This window comes from Nitrospina sp. P1_D6, assembly GCF_052156615.1.
In the GTDB taxonomy this organism is placed as follows: domain Bacteria; phylum Nitrospinota; class Nitrospinia; order Nitrospinales; family Nitrospinaceae; genus Nitrospina.
The window spans coordinates 89,556-105,332 of the sequence record NZ_JBQKUN010000004.1 but is presented as its reverse complement, the minus strand read 5'-3'; the positions used below and the strand labels follow the sequence as shown (position 1 = coordinate 105,332).

12 protein-coding genes are annotated in these 15,777 nt (G+C 59.9%); 7 read left to right on the top strand and 5 right to left on the bottom strand.

Annotated elements, in window-relative coordinates; all coding sequences use genetic code 11:
• The first annotated feature begins 32 nt into the window (after positions 1-32).
• A complete protein-coding gene (locus tag ACTRXA_RS08505; protein WP_442426782.1) occupies positions 33-407 on the top strand; it encodes a hypothetical protein in 375 nt (124 codons plus the stop codon).
• A 104-nt stretch (positions 408-511) separates the two neighbouring features.
• Complete coding sequence (locus ACTRXA_RS08500; protein ID WP_442426781.1) at positions 512-994, top strand: DsrE family protein; 483 nt, start codon at positions 512-514, stop codon at positions 992-994.
• Between the two features lie 162 nt (positions 995-1,156).
• Here the strand turns inward: ACTRXA_RS08500 and ACTRXA_RS08495 are convergent, their stop codons facing one another.
• Positions 1,157-3,019, bottom strand: coding sequence for an ExeA family protein (locus tag ACTRXA_RS08495; protein WP_442426780.1), 1,863 nt, complete (start codon positions 3,017-3,019; stop codon positions 1,157-1,159).
• Positions 3,020-3,351: 332 nt separating this feature from the next.
• Between ACTRXA_RS08495 and ACTRXA_RS08490 the strand changes: the two genes are divergently transcribed.
• A complete protein-coding gene (locus ACTRXA_RS08490) occupies positions 3,352-3,543 on the top strand; it encodes a DNA gyrase inhibitor YacG (RefSeq protein WP_442426779.1) in 192 nt (63 codons plus the stop codon).
• Positions 3,544-3,629: 86 nt separating this feature from the next.
• On the opposite strand, the gene ACTRXA_RS08485 is transcribed toward ACTRXA_RS08490, so the two are convergent.
• The gene (locus ACTRXA_RS08485) at positions 3,630-4,778 is read right to left on the bottom strand and encodes an FG-GAP repeat domain-containing protein (protein WP_442426778.1); all 1,149 of its coding nucleotides are present in this window, start codon (positions 4,776-4,778) and stop codon (positions 3,630-3,632) included.
• A gap of 176 nt (positions 4,779-4,954) precedes the next feature.
• Between ACTRXA_RS08485 and ACTRXA_RS08480 the strand changes: the two genes are divergently transcribed.
• Together ACTRXA_RS08480 and ACTRXA_RS08475 are read left to right on the top strand one after the other, a co-directional pair.
• Complete coding sequence (locus tag ACTRXA_RS08480) at positions 4,955-5,695, top strand: LysM peptidoglycan-binding domain-containing M23 family metallopeptidase (RefSeq protein ID WP_442426777.1); 741 nt, start codon at positions 4,955-4,957, stop codon at positions 5,693-5,695.
• 79 nt (positions 5,696-5,774) lie between these two features.
• A complete protein-coding gene (locus ACTRXA_RS08475) occupies positions 5,775-6,293 on the top strand; it encodes an adenine phosphoribosyltransferase (RefSeq protein WP_442426776.1) in 519 nt (172 codons plus the stop codon).
• 17 nt (positions 6,294-6,310) lie between these two features.
• On the opposite strand, the gene ACTRXA_RS08470 is transcribed toward ACTRXA_RS08475, so the two are convergent.
• The 3 genes from ACTRXA_RS08470 to mnmG all read right to left on the bottom strand — a co-directional run bounded on the left by ACTRXA_RS08470 (position 6,311) and on the right by mnmG (position 10,276).
• Positions 6,311-7,720, bottom strand: coding sequence for a hypothetical protein (locus ACTRXA_RS08470; RefSeq protein WP_442426775.1), 1,410 nt, complete (start codon positions 7,718-7,720; stop codon positions 6,311-6,313).
• Positions 7,721-8,123: 403 nt separating this feature from the next.
• Positions 8,124-8,354, bottom strand: coding sequence for a DUF4911 domain-containing protein (locus ACTRXA_RS08465; protein ID WP_442426774.1), 231 nt, complete (start codon positions 8,352-8,354; stop codon positions 8,124-8,126).
• A gap of 14 nt (positions 8,355-8,368) precedes the next feature.
• On the bottom strand, positions 8,369-10,276 hold the full coding sequence (mnmG, locus tag ACTRXA_RS08460; protein ID WP_442426773.1) for a tRNA uridine-5-carboxymethylaminomethyl(34) synthesis enzyme MnmG: 1,908 nt from the start codon (positions 10,274-10,276) through the stop codon (positions 8,369-8,371).
• A 628-nt stretch (positions 10,277-10,904) separates the two neighbouring features.
• Here mnmG and glyS point away from each other — a divergent pair.
• Both glyS and ppdK read left to right on the top strand, forming a co-directional pair.
• Complete coding sequence (gene glyS / locus ACTRXA_RS08455) at positions 10,905-12,989, top strand: glycine--tRNA ligase subunit beta (protein ID WP_442426772.1); 2,085 nt, start codon at positions 10,905-10,907, stop codon at positions 12,987-12,989.
• 97 nt (positions 12,990-13,086) lie between these two features.
• Positions 13,087-15,726, top strand: coding sequence for a pyruvate, phosphate dikinase (gene ppdK, locus ACTRXA_RS08450; protein WP_442426771.1), 2,640 nt, complete (start codon positions 13,087-13,089; stop codon positions 15,724-15,726).
• Positions 15,727-15,777 lie beyond the last annotated feature (51 nt).

Here is a 15,777-nt window from a genome sequence, read left to right as displayed (position 1 = left end):
GCATAATCCCAGTATATCGCAAAGGCCACTCCATGCATGAAGTATATAAAGAAACGACGATCGCGGACATTCATCGCATCCTGAATTACTGCCACCACCACAACGTGACCCGGGGGGGCCTGTTCGAGGTGTTCACCACTCCCGGCACCGACGTCCACATGGTCATCGTCAATTCCGGAGGAAACGACCAGCCGCTGGAGCAGTTCCGGCCGCTGGGTGCGTTTTACCTGAACTACACCCAGCCCGGCGCCATCACCCTCGAAGTGGACGACCCGCATTTCGACGGCATGCCCGAACGCAAGTACCACGTCGCCGCCATCCGCCAGGTCATCGACCTGCTCCTGGAACACGCCCGCCCCGGAACCACCATTTCTTTCAACGACCTGCCGTCCATCCCCAAATCCTGATTGCATTTGCCTCCGCGTGGGGTGATACAATTGAGGTAAGCAAAAGAAGGGGGACTACACGCCCAAATGGGCGTATCATCCCACACTCATCTGGAGATTTCGACATGCACGGAATCAACACATCGGCACGGTTTTACCTCGGCTCCTTGTTTTTGGCGGGGCTTCTGCTGTTTGGATCCGCATTTGCCGCACAGGCGGAAACGGGCAAGCACCGCACCCCCGACGGCAAACTGAAGGTGCTGTACCACATCGACGGCAACGATGTGGCGGTCGCCAAGTACGCCATGGCCCTGGTGAAAAAACACATCGAGGCGGAAGGCGGGATGGACAAAATCGACATCAAGGTCGTCGTGCACGGTCCGGCGTTGATGCTGTTCGACCGCGACGACGTCGACCCCGAACTGAAAGCAAAACTGAAGTCGGTAATGGACATGGGCGTGGAGCCGGAGATGTGCCAGGTATCGATGAAACTGTTCGGCCGTCCTTTGGACAGGCTTGTGGCCGGGTTCATTCCCACCGAACACCCGGTGGCGGTGAAACGCATCGCCGACCTGCAGGAGCAGGGTTATCTTTACATCAAACCCTGACCCCTGCCTTTAAATCTCACCCGGATTTCCTTCTCAATCCCCTCCTGTTACGGGGGAGGGTTGAGGAAGGGTAACCCAGGATCCTTCCCGGTTTATTTTTCCGGAAAGATAAAACAAATGAAGAAGCTGCGTGCTGGATGACTCGGGTGGGTCCGGCTGTGATTACTTTCCTGCCAGGCCAGGGGTCGGATAGGTGGTGAGCTTGCTGTAAAGCAGGGCCTGTGTTTCGAGGTCGAGGCGTCCGGTCACTTCCAGCCGGTGGGCCTGCTGAAAACGCTCGACGGCTTTTTCCGTCAGCGGACCGAACTGCGGCGCGTCGGGCTTGTTGAAAAATCCCAGCGCTTTCAGCTGCGCCTGCAGCCACAGCACCGTCTCACCTTCGTCGTTGCGGCCGAGCGACTCCGGCAGGTTCTCAAAATTTTTCCACACGATTTCCGCCTTGCGGTCCCAGACGGGATCGATGAAGGTCAGGGGGACCTGCAACAATCCCTTCGCACCAAACAGGCCGATGTTGCCGATGCGACCGAGGTAGGCCACGCGGTGCCGTCCCGTAGTCTCTCCCAGGTCGAGGGTGATGAGCGCCGGATAGTTCAGCGCGGTCAGGCGTTCCAGGTTGGCGTTTAAAGGAAGCGTTTGCAGGTGGTGCTCCGATTGCAGGTTCGCCCAGCCCGCCTGCCTCAGTTCCGCAATGGTCTCCAGTGTGATGCCCCAGGTTTTCAGCATCCACCGCTGCGCGTAGGCTTTGCTTTCCTCGCCTGTCATTGTGGAAAAGTAACCGTGAAGCTGGCCCGCATGCACCACCCGGTACGCGCCGGAAGGCGTCACCAGAGGCGGCCCGGCGGGAGCGTTCAGTGTGGCGGGGGGTGGTGTCAACGATTCCAGCTTGCCCGCACGCCGGGGATTCATCAGGTTGTGCTGGATCACGGGATCGAGGTCGAAGCCCCACGCCGGACGCCAGTCCACCTGGTCACGCACGGCGTAAAACAATCCCGCTCCGGCAACGAGAGCGAGCAGGATCAATCCCAGGACCGCCTTCACGCATTTGTGCAGGAACGACGGCTCCCGGTCCAGTCCGCCAAGGTCGTCCGCCGCCTGTCGAATGAGTTTTGCCGGAATTTTTTTCGTGCGCTCGTTGTGGGCGAGGGTCAGGGCGCGGTCCATGAGGGCGTTGATCATGCGCGGCACGCCCTTGGAAAAACGGTACACGTTGTCGAATGCGCGGTCGTCGATCAGCACCTTGCCCTTGCCGCCTGCGCGCTGGAGGCGGTAGCGAATGTAGCCCCGCGTCTCCTCGAGGTTGAACGGGGTCCACACGCGTTGCAGGGCGATGCGCTGGCGCACCGACTTCCATTCGGCTTTCGATAAAAAGTGGTCGAGTGCGGGTTGGCCGAGCAAAATGAACTGGATCAGTTTGTCCGTTTCTGTTTCCAGGTTCGACAGCAGCCGGATCTCCTCCCATACCGGGGCTGAAAGATTCTGCGCCTCGTCGATCAAAATCGCCGTCCGGCGTCCGGCCCGGTACTCGGCCAGTAAAAACTGCGACAATTCACGAACCAGCTCCTTTTTGCTGGTGGAATCGGCGGGCAGGCCGAACTGCTGGTTGAGTGATTGCAGGAGTTCGATGCCGTCCTCCGCCGGAATGTGGATGCAGGCGAAGCGGTAGGGGCCTTTCAGGTTTTTCAGAAAACTTTTGCACAGCGTGGTCTTGCCCGTGCCGGGCTCGCCGGTGATTTTCAAAAACCCCTTGCCTTCTTCAAGGCCCATCAAGAGTGCCGCCAGCATGTCCTTGTGGCGGTGCGGCAGGTACAGGTAATCCGGGTTGGGGGTCAGGTCGAACGGCTTCTCGGTGAAACCGAAAAACTCCGGGTACGTCTGGCGTCGGCGGGGGCGCGGAGTCGCAGGAGCGGTTGGAAGCTCGGCTTCCGCGCAACCGGGATCCGGCACGTCGTGGCTTTCGGAATTCAGTTTGCCTGAAGACAGTGCGTCCAGCAGTTGGTATGAATCCAGTTCGTGCGGTTGGCCCATGTCTGCGGTTCCAAAAGGTTCTGTCTGGCTGGCGGTGAGGCCTGCCAAGCCACCGTCGTCAGGCAGCTAAGTTTAAATAATTCAATGAAATATGGTCAATTCGCGGTGCGGAAAATTATAATGCATTACTATACAAAGGTTTAGTGTTCATGTAAACCGAAAAAGAATTTTAACTGATTGATTTTTAATGATTTTCTTGGTTGGAGGGATTGGCTTCAGGGAGGGGGGGTGACTGAATCCGGAAAGGCCCGGGGTTGCACGGCAATGGAAACTTGCGGCACACTTGACGGTGGAATCACAACACCCTGAACTTTGTCATGGACTGACTTATTGTGAGCGCTTCATTCCTCAAATGCCCCACCTGCAGAAAGAGAACGGAGAAAGAGGGCAATGCGTTTTTTCCGTTCTGCTCCGAGCGTTGCCGGCTGGCCGATCTGGGTAAGTGGCTGGACGGTGCCTACGCCATACCGGACACACAAACCCCGCCTTCGCCGGAAGAACCGGATTCCGAAAACAATTATTGACGTGGGTTGAGGAGGGGTCGGGTGGAACGGACCATGCCCAAACGAAGCGTCTCCGGCCGGGCCATGTCTAACCGGGTTGTGCCCGGTCAGGACTGGATGTTGCGCGCGGGGATCTTGCGCATCAGGATTTCCAGGATGGCGTTGTCGTAGAGGATGATGGCGACGTCTTTCATGCCGTCCTTGTTGAAGTCGCTTCCGGCAATGGCCCACGGGTGCCTGCCGACGGGGTAGTTGAAATGAGGATAGATGAAGGTGCCGTCGCCGCGTCCCTGCAGAAGGCTCACCGAGTTGTCCCGTTCGTTGAGGATCAGCAGGTCCGGCACGCCGTCACCGGAAAACTCGCCGGGAATGATGTGGCGCGGACCCTTCTCCGCCGCGAACTCTTCGGTCGGACGGAACCCGCCTTTGCCGTCGCCTAAAAACAAGGTCAGGCTGTCCGTGGTGGGGCTGGACACGATGAGGTCCATGTTGCCGTCCTTGTTCATGTCCGCCTGCTCGATGTAGGTGGCCTGATGCCCTCCGCGTATGGTTTTCGGCGGCAGGAAGGTGCCGTTGCCGTTCCCGAAAAAGATGCGGATGTAATCGGCCTTAACCCCGTTGAACGCGACGGCGAGGTCCTGGTTGTTGTCATTGTCGTAATCGCCCACCACCACGCGCACCGGCAGGCTGTGCGCCTTGTAGGCCTCCGCCAGTTTGAAAGTCCCGTCCCCGTTGCCGAGAAAGATGATCAGTTTGTCAAAACGGAGCGAGACCACGAGATCGATCTTGCGGTCGTTGTTGAAATCGCCGGTGGCGATGTTGATCGGCAGCTTGCCCGCTTTCACCGTGCCCGCGTTTTTGAACACGCCGTCTTTCTGGCCCAGGAAAACCTGTATGTTGCCGTCGCCGTAGTTGCACACTGCGATGTCGGCGATGCCGTCGCCGTTGAAATCCTCCGCCGCCAGCGCCATCGGTTCGCGCCCGGTGTCCATGGTGAACGGGTCCTTGAAGGTGCCGTCGCCGCGTCCTTCGAAAAACATGATGTTGTTGTCCTGCGAATTGGCCACCAGGATGTCGGGAAAATCGTCGCCGTTCATGTCGTGGGCGATGATCATCGCCGGCTTTTTACCCACGTCGTACATGGTGGGCATGTGGAAGGGATCCGGGTCCTTGGCGCGCGGACCGGAATCGCAGGCGGACAAGGGGACCCACACCAGGGCGAATACAGCGAAAAACAGGAAAAAACGGTGAGACACGATACGGAATAACCGGGAACCCGGCCGGACAGAGGGTTTGAGGAATCAGGTCAATGCCTGTTTCTCATATATACAGAATATCGAGCGGCTTGTAAAGCAGGGAAAGCGTCTTGACTCCCTAAAGGCTGGTGGTATAATTTTAGTGTTTTCAATTACTTATAAAGTCAGCCTGCGTCATGGCCCCAATCCGTTTATTGAAATGGGCGGCCCTTCTGGCCGCCGTGCTGTTTCTGACCAGTTGCAGTGTGCTGGACGCCTGGCGCTATCCCGGGCCGCAGGGCGTGTACCACACCGTGTCCAAGGGGCAGACGCTGTATTCCATCTCGCAGGCCTACGGGGTGAAGGTGCGGGTGCTCATGCGCGTTAACGGGTTGGAGGATCCCACCCAACTGCGCGCCGGACGGCATTTGTGGATTCCCGGTGTCGACTCCGTGAAACACGTGCCCCCGACGGTGGGTTACGCCGAAAAAAAATCCCAGCGCAAACAGCGCACCGCCTCGCGCAAACGCAAACCCACCGACAAACGCGTGGCGCGCAAGGCGTTTTCCAAGTACCTCATCTGGCCGGTGAACGGCGTCATCACATCCCGGTTCGGTCCGCGCGGACGCAGCACGCATGAAGGCATCGACATTGGTGCGAGTTCCGGCACACCGGTGTTCGCCGCTGCCGACGGACTGGTCAAGTTTTCCGGCTGGGGTCCCACGGGATACGGACGCATGGTGATCATCAAGCACCCGAACCATCTCACCACAGTGTACGCGCACAACTCCCAGAACCTGGTGAAGAAGGGACAGAAGGTGACGAAGGGGCAGATCATCGCCAAGGTCGGCGCCACCGGCCGCGCTTCCGGTCCGCACCTTCATTTTGAAGTGCGTAACGACACGCATCCCAAAGACCCCCTGTTATATCTGCCCTGAATGGGCTACAATCCTGCGGCATTTGAGTGACACCCACCCAGAACCACATCGCCCGTCGAACGAGAGGAGACACCACGGCATGAAGGAAATCAAAGAATACATCCGCGACATCCCGGACTTTCCCAAGGAGGGCATCGTCTTCAAGGACATCTCGCCGCTTCTCAATCATTCCGACACCTTCAACCGTGTCATCGAAATGTGGAAGGAGCGGTATGCCAACCATGGTATCGACACCGTGGTCGGCGTGGAGGCGCGCGGTTTCGTGTTCGCCGCTGCCGTGGCCTACGCCATCGGTGCGGGTTGCGTCATGATCCGCAAACCCGGCAAGCTTCCCTTCAAGACGTTCAGCAAAACCTACGACCTGGAATACGGCACCGACACCCTCGAGGTGCACCAGGATGCCATCGACCCGGGCAACAAGGTGCTCGTGATCGACGACGTGCTCGCCACCGGCGGCACCATGGAGGCGGTGCTGGAGTTGTTGACGGACAATTTCAAATGCGAACTGGTGGAGGTGACGTTCCTGATGGAGCTGTCGTTTCTGGGAGGCCGCGACAAAATGAAAAACCTGCCCGTCTATTCCCTCGTCAGTTACTGATCCGAAAAGATCGCATTTCAGTCGGCGCGCACACGCAAACCCAGGTTCTCCGCCATTTGCCAGGCGGGTTCGAAATCCGGGTCCAGATTGAGCGCCTGCTGCAGGTGCAGCACGGCACGGTCGAAGGTCTCCTGCGTGACGCCCCCGGGCCATGAAAGCTGGTAGTGCGCGAACAGGGTGTGGTAGCGCGGGTCGGCATCAAACAGGAACAGGGCCGATCCCAGGGCAAGGCCCGCCTCGGCCACGCGGTTTGCCAGCAAGGCATCCACCCCTCTCCGATAATACTCTTCCGCCGCGGGATGCCCCGTCCCGGTGATGGCGATCGACCCCAGAAGGTCGTTGAATGAATCCGTAACCGGTCCGGTGAACATGCCTCCCCCTGCAGTCAGGCCCCGGCGGTACACGTGAAACAACTGGACCCGCTTTCTCCTCTCCCCTTTCTGCACCACGTACGATTCGGTGAACAGGTCCAGCTGGTCGCCCGGAATATGCCGGGCTTTTTTTTCCGAGCGCAGGCGGAACTGGAAGTCCAGCTCCAGCCCGCGTTCCATCACGAACAGCAGGCCCATGCGTTCCTCATGCCATTTGCGGCCGAGCTCCAGTTCGGTGGCCTTGTAGTTGAGGTGATGGAAGTACGATGCCGCGGACAGGGAACCCAGCAGGCTTTGCACAAACGTCCTGTCCTGCAGAAAAACCTGCGTCCCGTCCGGGGTCTGCAACGCCATTGCACGCAGGGTGAAGTCGTAATGAAGGAAACCCTGCTTCAAAATGTTCTGTCTTTGCGTGCGGAAAGTTTCAGAGTCCATGCGGACGTGAAACACATCGACCATTCGCGTACCTTCGGGGAGCAGGATGCGATATCCCATCGGCAGGAGGAAGGGTGTGGCGTTCAAAGGCGTGCGCACTCCAGCCACCGGGGAGGTTTTCATTTGCGGAAAGTTCAGCGCCACGACGAATCCCGTGACCATGGGCACCAGGCCCACGAACAGGATGGTCAGACCCACGTTCCTCAAATGGCGCCGCGGCCGTTTCAGCTTCACCGTCTCATCGATGAAGCGGGTATAGATGTCGGGATGCTGAAGAAACGCGATGGCGGCGGCGAAGACCGTGAAATGAAAAAGGTAGAACCATTCCATCCCCCGCACCCCCAGAAACACCATCTTCAGGTACACGTAGCCGAAATAGAAAACCACCAGCGTCAATTGCGCAAAGAACCATCCCCAGAGCCGGGGAAGGAGCAGGCCGTACGCGGAAATCCAGCAGGATGCGATCAGCATGACCTGCCAGTTCAGCCAGAAGTAATCCCAGTAGACATTGATGTTGCGGGGAAAGTCGTCGAGGTAAAGGCGCGCCAGGAAATACAGGCCGAGGCCCAGCGCCGTCATGCCCATCAAGGGCGGAATGATTCTGCGGGTCGGTTTTTCCAAAAAAAGCCCCCCGTCGTTGAAGGCATTATTGGCCAGTTGGGAGAAAGATGCAAAGGGAGAATGCCATTCCTAATGGCATGGGATGCCGGTGGCTCGTGTGTTTCCCGGTGAACGGGGATCCGAGGGTGTAAACCGGTGGGCTTCCCCTTCTCCGAAGGGGGCTGGGGGGCTTTTTCATTTTCGGTTTGTCATCCTGAGCGTTAGCGAAGGAGGACACTGCGACGAAACTTCGGGCATCGAGATCCTTCGCTGACGCTCAGGATAACAGCGGAAGCATCCCCCTAACCCCCTTTACAACGGGGGATCGAGTCACACCCGGAGGCAATGTCTTGTATTGGGAATGCGCCCACGGACCATCGTTCGCCCACCGGGCAGTAGCCATCCGCCCCCGGCCGCAGTCCGGTCAGCGCGACAATACCTGCACGGGGATTTCTTTGGAAAGGGCGTCCACCACGCCTTCGACGTCGCTTTCGAAATCCGGCGCGATCATGAGCTCGATGTGCCCGCGCCTGGGATCGAGTGTGCGCACCACGGCGAGGTTGTCGCAGGCTTCGAAGATGCCGACGATGTAGGCGATGTCCTTCGGCTCGACTTCCAGGATCCATTGAACCGAATCGGTGTGCGGTGGTTGCATGGTGTGGGGAATCGTTACGCCGCGGGGGCGTTGGTGGTTTCGGCGGAGCCGTGGAGCCCGCGCGAGCGCCGCTCCAGCAACAGCATGAGCAGGCTCACCGCAGAGGGGGTGACGCCCGAGATGCGCGACGCCTGGCCGAGCGTCGCCGGACGGATGGTCTCCAGCTTCTGCACTTCTTCGCGCGACAACCCGGCGATGTCGCCATAAGAAAGATCGTTGGGGATGACGTAGTTTTCGAGCTTCTTCTGTTTTTCGACCAGGTGGTTCTGCCGCTGGATGAACGCCTCGTACTTGACCTCGATCTCCACCTGTTTGGCCACCGCCTCCGGGACCGCGTCCGCGCCATCGCCGAACACCTCCATCAACTGCGCGTGCGTCACCTCCGGCCGGGTGAGGAGGCCGCTCAGGGGCGTCGGCCCTTTCAGATTACCAATGCCCAGTCGGGCGAGCTTCGGTTTGGTCAGCTTGTCCGGAACGACCGTCGTCGTGCGCAGGCGGTCGATCTCTGCCGCAACTTTGCGGTGGCGCTCGACGCACGCGGTGTGCGTGTCGTCGGAGACCATTCCCAGCGCGTGGCCCTTCGCCATCAGGCGTTGATCCGCGTTGTCCTGCCTGAGCAACAACCGGTACTCGGCGCGCGAGGTGAACATGCGGTACGGCTCCAGCGTGCCCTTGGTGACGAGGTCGTCGATCAGCACGCCGATGTAGGCGTCCATGCGCGTCAGCACGAACGGCGGTTTGCCCTGCACTTTGAGCGCGGCGTTGATGCCCGCCATCAGGCCCTGCGCCGCCGCTTCTTCATAACCCGACGTGCCGTTCAACTGCCCGGCGTGGAACAGGCCTGACACGCGCTTGGTCTCCAGCGTCGGTTTGAGTTGCGTCGGCGGGATGAAATCGTATTCCACCGCGTAGCCCGGCCGCACCAGCTCCGCCCGCTCGAGGCCCGGGATGGTGCGCACGAACTCCTGCTGGATTTCCTGCGGCAGGCAGGTGGAGATGCCGTTCGGGTACACCCAGTCGGTGTCGAGTCCCTCCGGCTCCAGGAAAATATGGTGCGACGCCTTGTCGGGGAACTTCACCAGTTTGTCTTCGATCGACGGACAGTACCGCGGGCCGATGCCCTCGATGACGCCGCTGTAGAGCGGCGACTTATCCATGTTGGCGCGGATGACTTCCGCCGTGCGGTCGTTCGTATAGGTGATGTGGCACGGCACCTGCGGCCGGTGCGAGACGGATTCCGTGGAAAACGAAAACGGTTGCGGGTCGGGATCGCCGTCCTGGACCTCGCACACCGAGAAGTCGATCGAGCCGGCCCGGATGCGCGGCGGCGTGCCGGTCTTCAGCCGTCCCACTTCGAAGCCGCAGGCGAGGAAGGAGTCGGAGAGCTTGTTCGACGGCTGTTCGCCCATGCGCCCGGCGGCGTGATGCTCGAGGCCAATGTGGATGCGGCCTTTTAAGAAGGTGCCGGTGGTGATGATCACCGCCTTGGCGTAATACTCGTTGCCCTGGGCGGTGCGGAGTCCGTGGATGACATGGTTGGCGACCAGCAGTTCTTCCGCTTCTTCCATGACGATGTCGAGGTTCGCCTGCGCCTCCAGCACGCGGCGCATCTCGGCTTTGTAGGCGTGCTTGTCCGCCTGGGCGCGGTTGCCCTGCACGGCGGGGCCTTTCGAGGCGTTGAGCATGCGGAACTGGATGCCGGTGGCGTCGATGACCTTCGCCATCTCGCCGCCCAGGGCATCGATCTCGCGCACCATGTGGCCCTTGCCGACGCCGCCGACCGCAGGGTTGCACGGCATGAGGGCGATGTTGTCGAGGTTGAGCGTGAGGAGGAGCGTACTGCATCCCATGCGCGCCGCAGCCAGCGCCGCCTCACAGCCGGCGTGCCCGGCCCCGATTACAATGACGTCATACCGTTTCATGAAACTTCCAATTCCTTCCCCCCTTGTGAGGGGGGCCAGGGGGGTTTTTCCTTAATAATAAAACAAAAAAGAATCAACCACAGATGAACACCGATGCACACAGATAAACCCGGCTGAGCCGGGAAGCAACAAGGGCAATGTCCGTTATGACAGTCCCGTTTGTAGCGGACCATTTCCGCTGTCTTTCTGAGGAGCGCGAGCGACGAAGAATCTCTGTTTTCCTCTTTTTCTTGCAAGCCTCAAGGGTACTGCGAAACCGTTTATCATACAACAATATGAACGCTTTTGCCCTACCCGCGTTCATCCGTGGTTCCTTTTTGGTTTCTGGCAAGGGGGGAAGTGAGGAAGGGGCATCGGTAACCTCCCCTGTATCCCCTCCTTGAAAAGGAGGGGAGGAAAACTGCGGAACGCGCCCGCCGACCCTCGTTCACCCGCAACGCACTAGCCATCTGCCTCGGACGCAGTCCGCGCCCACGGACCCTCGTTCGCCCTCAACGCATTAGCCCGTTGCCTCCGGACGAGGTCCGGCCCGTTTCCCGCAGGCGTTGCCTGCCGTTGACTTTGTTGAGGATTGGCGGTTTAATGTGCGGCGACGCTCACCCGATCCACTTCCTTGAAAGTTAAGGTCATGCCCGAGTTGTTTTTCGAAATCGGAACGGAGGAAATCCCCGCCGGCTACATCGAGCCCGCGCTCAAGCACCTGTCGGGCCAGCTTTCCGATTACCTGGAGAAGCACCGCCTGCACGCCGGAAAACCGGTGTGGATGGGCACGCCCCGCCGCCTGGCCGTGTGCGTGCCGGACGTCGCCGAGCGGCAGGAGGACGTGGTCGAGACCCACCTCGGTCCCAGCGTCAACATCGCTTACGACAAGGACGGCAACCCGACCAAGGCCGCCATCGGCTTCGCCAAAGGCAAGGGCGTGGAGCTTTCGGAGCTGACCACCGAGTCCACGCCGAAAGGCGACGTGCTCTGCGCCCGTGTCGAGAAAAAAGGCCAGCCGACGCCGGACATTTTGAACGCGTACCTGCCGGAGCTGTTCGGCTCGATTCCGTTTCCCAAAAAAATGCGCTGGGCCGACGGCAAGCTGGCGTTCGCGCGGCCGGTGCACTGGATCGCCGCGTTGTTCGACGGCCAACCGCTCAAATTCGAATTCGGCGGCATCGCCGCAGGCAACACCTCGTACGGTCACCGCTTTCTGCGTCCCGACGCGTTCCCCGTCAAAAACTTCGACGATTACCTCAAGCAGGCGGAGGCGCACTGCCTGGTGGTCGATCCCACCGTGCGCCTGCAAAGCATCCGCGAGCAGCTGGATCAACTCGCCTCCGAGGTCGGCGGCACGATCCAGGAAGACACCGAACTGCTCGGCACCGTGACCCATCTCGTCGAGTATCCCGTGACGCTGCGCGGCGAATTCGACGCCCGGTACCTGGAGCTGCCGAAGGAACTGCTCGTCATCACCATGAAGCACCACCAGAAATACTTTCCCGTGTGGAAGGGCAACGACCTGCTGCCGTACTTCCTCGCCGTCAGCAACATGAAGACCGGGGACGGGGCGCTGATCCGGCAGGGCAACCAGCGGGTGCTGCGCGCCCGGCTCGACGACGCGCGTTTCTTTTATGACGAGGACCGCAAGCGCAAGCTGGAAGAGTTTGTTGAAGAGCTCAAGGGCGTGGTGTATCAGAAGGACCTCGGCACCGTGTACGAGCGCACCGAGCGCATCCAGGCGCTGGTCACCGCGCTCACCGGGGAGATCCAGCCAGGTCAGGTTCTGCCCGTTGACGGCAAGGCCACCCGCCGCGCGGCGATGTTGTGCAAGGCGGACCTGGTGACGCAGATGGTGTACGAATTCCCGGAGTTGCAGGGTGTCATGGGCGGGTACTACGCGCTCCATTCCGGCGAGGGCGAAGACGTGGCGACGGCGGTGAAGGAGCATTACAAACCCGCGTTTGCCGGCGACAGCGTGCCCTCCACCCTGACCGGGGCGCTGGTGGCCATCGCCGACAAGCTGGACACCATCGTCGGCTGCATCGGGGTCGGGCTCATCCCCTCCGGTTCCGAGGACCCCTACGCCCTGCGCCGCAATGCGCTGGGCATCATCCAGATCCTGATTCACTACGATCTGCAGACCAGCCTCGAGTGGCTGATCGACCAGGGCATCGCCATCCTGGGAGAAAAGGCCAAGCTGGAACCGGACAAAATCCGCTATCACTGCCTCGAGTTGTTCTCGCAACGGTTGAAAACGTTGCTGACGCAGGAGGGGTTCGAGTACGACGTCATCGACGCCGTTCTGGGCACGCGGGTGGATTCGTTCAAGGACATCAAGGAAAAGGCGACGGCGCTGTCCGACCTGAAAAAACAACCGTATTTCGAGGCACTGGCCATCGCTTTCCGGCGGGTGGCGAGCATCATCGAAGGCCAGGTTCCGGATGAGGTCAATCCCGATTACCTGAAGGAGGAGCCCGAGCGGGCACTCAACGACAAATTCATGGAACTGCGTCCCATGGTTGAAAGCTGTCTCAACATCCGTGATTATTCGTCGGCACTGGCGAAGATCGTTGAGATCAAGCCGGCGGTGGACCGGTTTTTCGATCACGTCATGGTGAACGTCGAGGACCCGAAACTGCGGCAAAACCGCATGGCGTTGCTGAAATCCATTTCCGCTTTGTTTTCAAAACTGGCGGATTTTTCGAAAATTGTAGTCAAAAAAAGTTGAAATGAAAAAGCGGGTTCGCTAACCTGAGGCCCGTTTTTCCGATTAATCTTATAGGAGTCAATCCCTTACGCGCCTCTTAACCGGGGTGTTCATACAAATGAGTCCCAATTCCAAGTACGTTTATTTTTTCGGAGCCAACCAGACCGAAGGCAAAGCAGAAATGCGGGAGCTGCTCGGAGGCAAAGGCGCCAATCTGGCGGAAATGGCCTCTCTGGGCATCAACGTCCCGCCCGGCTTCACCATCACCACCGAAGCCTGCAACTACTACTTCAAAAAAGACAAGACCCTGCCCCCGTCCCTGTGGGACGAAATCATAAAAAACCTCAAAAGTCTTGAGAAGGCCATGGACAAGACCTTCGGCGGCAAGAAGGATCCGCTGTTGCTGTCGGTGCGTTCCGGTGCGCGCGTGTCCATGCCGGGCATGATGGACACCGTCCTCAACCTCGGCCTCAACGAAGACACGATGAAGGCGCTCGCCAAGAAGACCAGCAACAACTGGTTCGCCCACGACTGTTACCGCCGCTTCATCGCCATGTTCGGCAACGTGGTGCTGGGCATCGAGGGCGAGCATTTCGAAACCATCCTCGAACGCAGAAAAGAAAAGCGCAAGGTGGAGTTCGACACCGAACTGCTGGTGGACGACCTCAAGGGCGTCATCAAGGATTTCAAGGCGCTGGTGAAGAAGAAGGTGGGCCACGCGTTTCCGGAAGACCCCGTCGAGCAGTTGCGCATGGCCATCGAGGCGGTGTTCAACTCGTGGAACATTCCGCGCGCCATCCATTACCGGCGGCTGAACCACATTCCCGAGGACTGGGGCACGGCGGTCAACGTGCAGTCGATGGTGTTCGGAAACATGGGTCCGACCTCCGCCACCGGCGTGGCGTTCACGCGCAATCCCGCCACCGGCGAGAAGAAGTTCTACGGTGAGTACATGATCAACGCGCAGGGCGAGGACGTGGTGGCGGGCATCCGTACGCCGCAACCCATCGCCCGGCTGAAAGAAGACATGCCCGCCAGTTACGAGGAACTCCTCGAGGTGTACCAGACCCTGGAGAACCACTACAAGGACATGCAGGACATCGAGTTCACCATCGAGGACAACCGGCTCTACATGCTCCAGACGCGGGCAGGCAAACGCACTGCGGCGGCGGCGATCCGCATCGCCGTGGACATGGTGAACGAGGGATTGATCAGCAAGCAGGAAGCGCTGCTGCGCGTTCCCGCGGAACAGGTGGACCAGATCTTCCATCCCATGATCGACCCGAAAAGCAAGGTCAAGGTGCTGGGCAAGGGATTGGGGGCGTCTCCCGGCGCGGCCACGGGCAAGGTGGTGTTCTCGCCGGAGGCGGCGGCGGAACTGGCGCGCAAGAAAGAGCGCGTCATCCTCGTGCGTACCGAAACCTCGCCGGAAGACATTCACGGCATGAGCGTCGCACAGGGCATCCTCACGGCGAAGGGCGGCATGACCTCCCACGCGGCGGTGGTTGCGCGCGCCATGGGCAAACCCTGTGTCTCCGGCCTGGGCGAACTCAGCGTCGATACCCGCAAAAAGAAGGCGTGGCTGAACGGTACCGAGATCAAGGAACACGACGCCGTCACCCTGGACGGGGCCGACGGACGCGTCATCCTGGGCTCGGTGAAACTGGTTCAACCGCGCGTCACCGGGTACTTCACGCAACTCATGAGCTGGGTGGACAAGGTGCGGAACCTGAGCGTGCGCGCCAACGCGGACACCCCCCACGACGCGCTGGTGGCGCGGGAGTTCGGCGCGCAGGGCATCGGCCTGTGCCGCACCGAACACATGTTCTTCGACGAAGACCGCATCCTGCTCGTGCGCAAGATGATCGTCGCCGACAAGGAGAAGACGCGGGAAGAGGCGCTGAAAAAACTCCTGCCCATTCAGCGGAGCGATTTCACGCAAATCTTCAAGGCGATGGAAGGGCTGCCGGTGACCATCCGCCTGCTCGATCCGCCGCTTCACGAATTCCTTCCCGCCGACCCGAAAGAGATCAAGGCCCTCGCCAAACAAATGAAGGTGTCGCCTTCCAAACTGACCAAGAAAATCCACTCCCTCAAGGAAGCCAATCCCATGCTGGGCCTGCGCGGTTGCCGGCTGGGGCTGATGTTCCCGGAAATTTACAAGATGCAGGTCAGCGCCATCATCGAGGCCGCCTGCAAGCTGGTGAAGAAGGGAACGAAGGTGTACCCGGAGATCATGATCCCGCTGGTCGGGCATGTGGAGGAATTGCGCCAGGCCCGCGTGCAACTGGACGAGGTGGCGCAGGACATCATCAAAAAGGCGAAAGTGAAGCTCGATTACAAGGTGGGCACGATGATCGAACTGCCACGCGCCGCCATCACCGCAGACGAGATCGCCGCCGAAGCGGACTTCTTCTCCTTCGGCACCAACGACCTGACGCAGACGACCTTCGGCCTCAGCCGCGACGACTCCGGCATGTTCCTTCCCGAATACATCGAAATGGGCGTGCTGGACCGCGACCCGTTTGTCAGCGTGGACGTGAGCGGCGTCGGCGAACTGGTGCGCATTGGGGTGGAGAAAGGCCGGGCGGCGAACAAGAAAATCCATCTCGGCATCTGCGGCGAACATGGCGGTGATCCGAAGTCGATCGAGTTCTTCAACAGCCTCAAACTGGATTATGTCAGTTGCTCTCCGTTCCGCGTGCCGACGGCGCTTCTGGCCGCGGCGCAGGCGGCCATCAAGGACCCGAAACCCTGATTTTTCCTTCGTTGGGTGGTTTCCAGAATCGGGTTGACTTCAAAAATGGGG